The organism is Microbacterium sp. ISL-103, from assembly GCF_018613995.1.
Classification (GTDB): Bacteria; Actinomycetota; Actinomycetes; order Actinomycetales; family Microbacteriaceae; genus Microbacterium.
Window position 1 is genome coordinate 1 of sequence record NZ_JAGGPD010000262.1, and the last position, 3,419, is coordinate 3,419.

A 3,419-nucleotide genomic window follows, 5' to 3' on the forward strand; every position below is an offset into this window, starting at 1 on the left:
AAGATGACGTCGTCGTATGTGGGGGAGAACAGGGAATTCGAGCGTCAGTTCCTCTCCGGGGAGCTCGAGCTGGAGCTCACGCCGCAGGGAACGCTCGCCGAGAAGCTCCGCGCGGGCGGCTCGGGCATCGGCGCGTTCTTCACGCAGACGGGTGTGGGGACACAGGTCGCAGAGGGTGGGCTGCCGAGACGCTACAACCCGGATGGCACAGTGGCTGTGGCATCCCCTGCCAAAGACGTGCGCAGCTTCGAGGTCGCGGGAGAGCCGCGTGACCACGTCCTCGAAGAGGCGATCAGCACTGACTTCGCCCTGGTGCACGCTCTCGTCGGCGACAGGCACGGCAACCTGATCTTCAACAGGGCCGCACGCAACTTCAACCCGCTCGCCGCGATGGCAGGGCGGATCTGCATCGCTCAGGTCGAGCAGCTGGTCGAACCCGGCGAGATCGATCCCGATCGCGTCCACCTGCCCGGAGTCTTCGTGCACCGGGTCGTCGAAGTCGGTGGCGACATCGCGAAGCGCATCGAGCGGCGTACGGTCGCCGCGGAAGGAGCCTGACATGGCGCTCACGCGTGACGAGATGGCCGCTCGTGCAGCGGCCGAATTGCAGGACGGCTCGTACGTCAACCTCGGCATCGGGCTCCCGACGCTCGTGCCCAACCATGTGCCGACCGACGTGACGGTGGTGCTGCAGTCCGAGAACGGGATCCTCGGAGTCGGACCGTACCCCAGGGAGGACGCGGTCGACCCCGACCTCATCAACGCGGGGAAGGAGACGGTCACCGTGCTGGCAGGAGCCGCCTTCTTCGACTCTGCGACGAGCTTCGGCATGATCCGTGGAGGAAAGATCGACGCCGCGATCCTGGGCGCGATGCAGGTGTCGGCGACGGGGGATCTGGCCAATTGGATGATCCCCGGCAAGATGGTCAAAGGCCCCGGCGGCGCCATGGACCTCGTCCACGGAGCCGGCCGGGTGATCGTCCTCATGGAGCACGTCGCCAAGGACGGGTCCGCGAAGATCGTCGAGGAGTGCTCGCTGCCGCTGACCGGCCGCGGGGTGGTCGACCGCATCATCACCGACATCGCGGTGATCGACGTGACCGAGAACGGCCTCGTACTCGTCGAGCTCGCGCCGGGGGTCACGGTCGATCAGGTGATGGCGGCGACCGAACCGCCGCTCACCGTCGCGGACGATCTGCAGATCCGTTGAGCAGTGGACGAACGAACAGAGGACGAACGATGACGATGATTCCGCAGATGACCGACCAGGACGTCGTGATCGTCGCGGCCGCCCGCACGCCGCAGGGGCGGCTGAAGGGACAGCTGGCGAGCTTCACGGCACCCCAGCTCGGAGCGTTCGCGATCCGCGGCGCCCTCGAGCGGGCATCGATCGATCCCGCCGATGTGGACGCGGTGATCGTCGGTCAGGTGCTCGCCGCCGGGTCGGGTCAGAACGCGGCCAGGCAGGCGGCGATCGGCGCCGGCATCGGCTGGGATGTGCCCGCTCATTCCGTCAACAAGGTGTGCCTGTCGGGCCTCACGGCGATCATCGACGCCGCACGGATGATCCGCACGGGGGATGCGGACGTCGTGGTCGCGGCGGGGATGGAGTCGATGACCCGGGCGCCGCACATGCTCATGGGCTCTCGTGACGGATGGACCTACGGCAGTGTCGAGGTGCTCGACCACATGGCGTACGACGGACTCACCGACGCCTACGACCGCGAGAGCATGGGCGCTTCGACCGAACGGCACAATGCACGGTACGAGCTCACTCGGCAGGCGCAGGACGCTGTCGCCGCGCTGTCGCATCAGCGCGCGGCGGCGGCGCAGGCCGCCGGCGTCTTCGAGGACGAGATCGTGGCGGTCTCTGTGCCGCAGCGACGGGGAGAGCCGGTCGAGGTCACGACCGACGAAGGCATTCGGTCCGATACCACCGTCGAATCCCTGGGCAGGCTCCGGGCGGCATTCGCCGAGGGGGGATCGATCACCGCGGGCAACTCGTCGCAGATCTCCGACGGCGCATCAGCCGTGATCGTGACGACTCGCGGCACTGCGACGACGAAGGGGTGGCCGGTGCTGGTCACCGTCGGTGCGAGCGGTCAGACCGCCGGACCGGACAACTCCCTGCAGGCGCAGCCTGCCCGCGCGATCGAGCGGGCATGTGAGAAGCAGGGCATGACCCCGTCAGATCTGGATCTGGTCGAGATCAACGAGGCGTTCGGGGCTGTGGTCGCGCGGTCGCAGGTCGAACTGGGTCTCGACAGCGACATCGTGAACATCCACGGCGGCGGCATCGCGATCGGTCACCCGATCGGGGCGTCCGGCACGCGACTGGTCGTGCACGCCGCGCACGAAATGGTCCGCCGGGGTGCCGGTGTCGCGGCCGTCGGTCTGTGCGGAGGAGGCGGTCAGGGCGAGGCGCTGATCCTGATCCGCTGACGGCGGGCGCGGGTTCAGCGCTTGGTGGGCGTGAAGTCCCGGGGGTTCTTCTTCGCGTCCTTGTCCTGTGCCCTCTGCTGCTTCGCGTAGACGGGGGAGTCAGGCGAGACGGGGCGCCCCTGCTTGGCTCGTCGGGTGTCGATCACCGCGCCGATCGCGAGGGCGAGACTGATTCCCCAGCTGACCCAGGCCAGGGCGGAACGCCAGGTGAGCTTCGTGTCGCGGGAGCCGCGCAGCAGGGTGGTTCCCGTCATGATCGCGCCGATGAGGCCGGTGCCCGAGAGGTAGTTCATGCCTTCACGCTACCCGTCGCCGCCCGGCACCGCCCAGCCTTGACAACCCGATGCGGATTCTGTCAGGGGGCAGGCGGAGCGGATGCGCGGGGGCCGGTGCCTCTCGTGCGCCCCCAGGCGATGCTCGGGCGGTCGCGCTACCATGGGTGGGTCGCGGCTCGTCCGCGGCCGCAATCCGTGTATCTACCGGCCGCCGGCATTCCGGCGGACAGCGGCGGCACCCGACCCCGCGTCTGCGGACGCGCGAGAGCCAATGACACACGCAACGCCCACATCCCCTCAGCACGCCCCGAATCCGACGGCGGAGGGGCCAGGGCTTCTTCGGATCGCCGGACTGCCGTACTTCGTGATCGCCTTCGTGGCGCACCTTCCGTTCGCGATGATGGTCGTCGGAGTTCTCACCGTCGTGGTCTCCGCGCGCGGTTCCCTGTCGCTCGGCGGTCTCACCTCCGCCGCAGTGGGCCTCGGCACCGCGTGCTTCGGCCCCGTCCTGGGCGCCGCAGCCGACCGCTTCGGGCAGCGCACCGTTCTGCTCGTGCTCGCCATCACCAACGGGGCGATGCTCGTCATCTTCACCGGGGTGGTCTACGCCGGCGCTGCAGACGCCCTCGTGCTGATCTCCGCGTTCGGCATCGGAGCCTCCGCACCTCAGGTCGCCCCGATGTCGCGGTCCCGACTGGTCAC

At 68.8% G+C, this 3,419-nt stretch carries 4 protein-coding genes and 1 pseudogene; 4 read left to right on the forward strand and 1 reads right to left on the reverse strand.

Going from position 1 to position 3,419, the window contains the following annotated elements; genetic code table 11:
- The 3 genes from J7E68_RS10370 to J7E68_RS10380 form a co-directional block, all read left to right on the forward strand.
- The coding region (locus J7E68_RS10370; protein WP_215172310.1) for a 3-oxoacid CoA-transferase subunit A at positions 1 to 558 on the forward strand (558 nt) is incomplete at its 5' end.
- Position 559: 1 nt separating this feature from the next.
- Positions 560 to 1,210, forward strand: a complete 651-nt coding sequence (locus J7E68_RS10375) for a CoA transferase subunit B (RefSeq protein WP_215172312.1) — start codon at positions 560 to 562, stop codon at positions 1,208 to 1,210.
- Positions 1,211 to 1,257: 47 nt separating this feature from the next.
- Positions 1,258 to 2,442 carry an acetyl-CoA C-acetyltransferase gene (locus J7E68_RS10380; RefSeq protein WP_215172315.1) on the forward strand — a complete coding sequence of 395 codons (1,185 nt, stop codon included), beginning with the start codon at positions 1,258 to 1,260 and terminating at the stop codon, positions 2,440 to 2,442.
- Between the two features lie 14 nt (positions 2,443 to 2,456).
- Here J7E68_RS10380 and J7E68_RS10385 read toward each other — a convergent pair whose 3' ends face one another.
- Positions 2,457 to 2,735 carry a hypothetical protein gene (locus tag J7E68_RS10385; protein WP_215172317.1) on the reverse strand — a complete coding sequence of 93 codons (279 nt, stop codon included), beginning with the start codon at positions 2,733 to 2,735 and terminating at the stop codon, positions 2,457 to 2,459.
- A gap of 253 nt (positions 2,736 to 2,988) precedes the next feature.
- Between J7E68_RS10385 and J7E68_RS10390 the strand changes: the two are divergent.
- Positions 2,989 to 3,419: pseudogene (locus J7E68_RS10390) on the forward strand (MFS transporter); the annotation flags it as partial.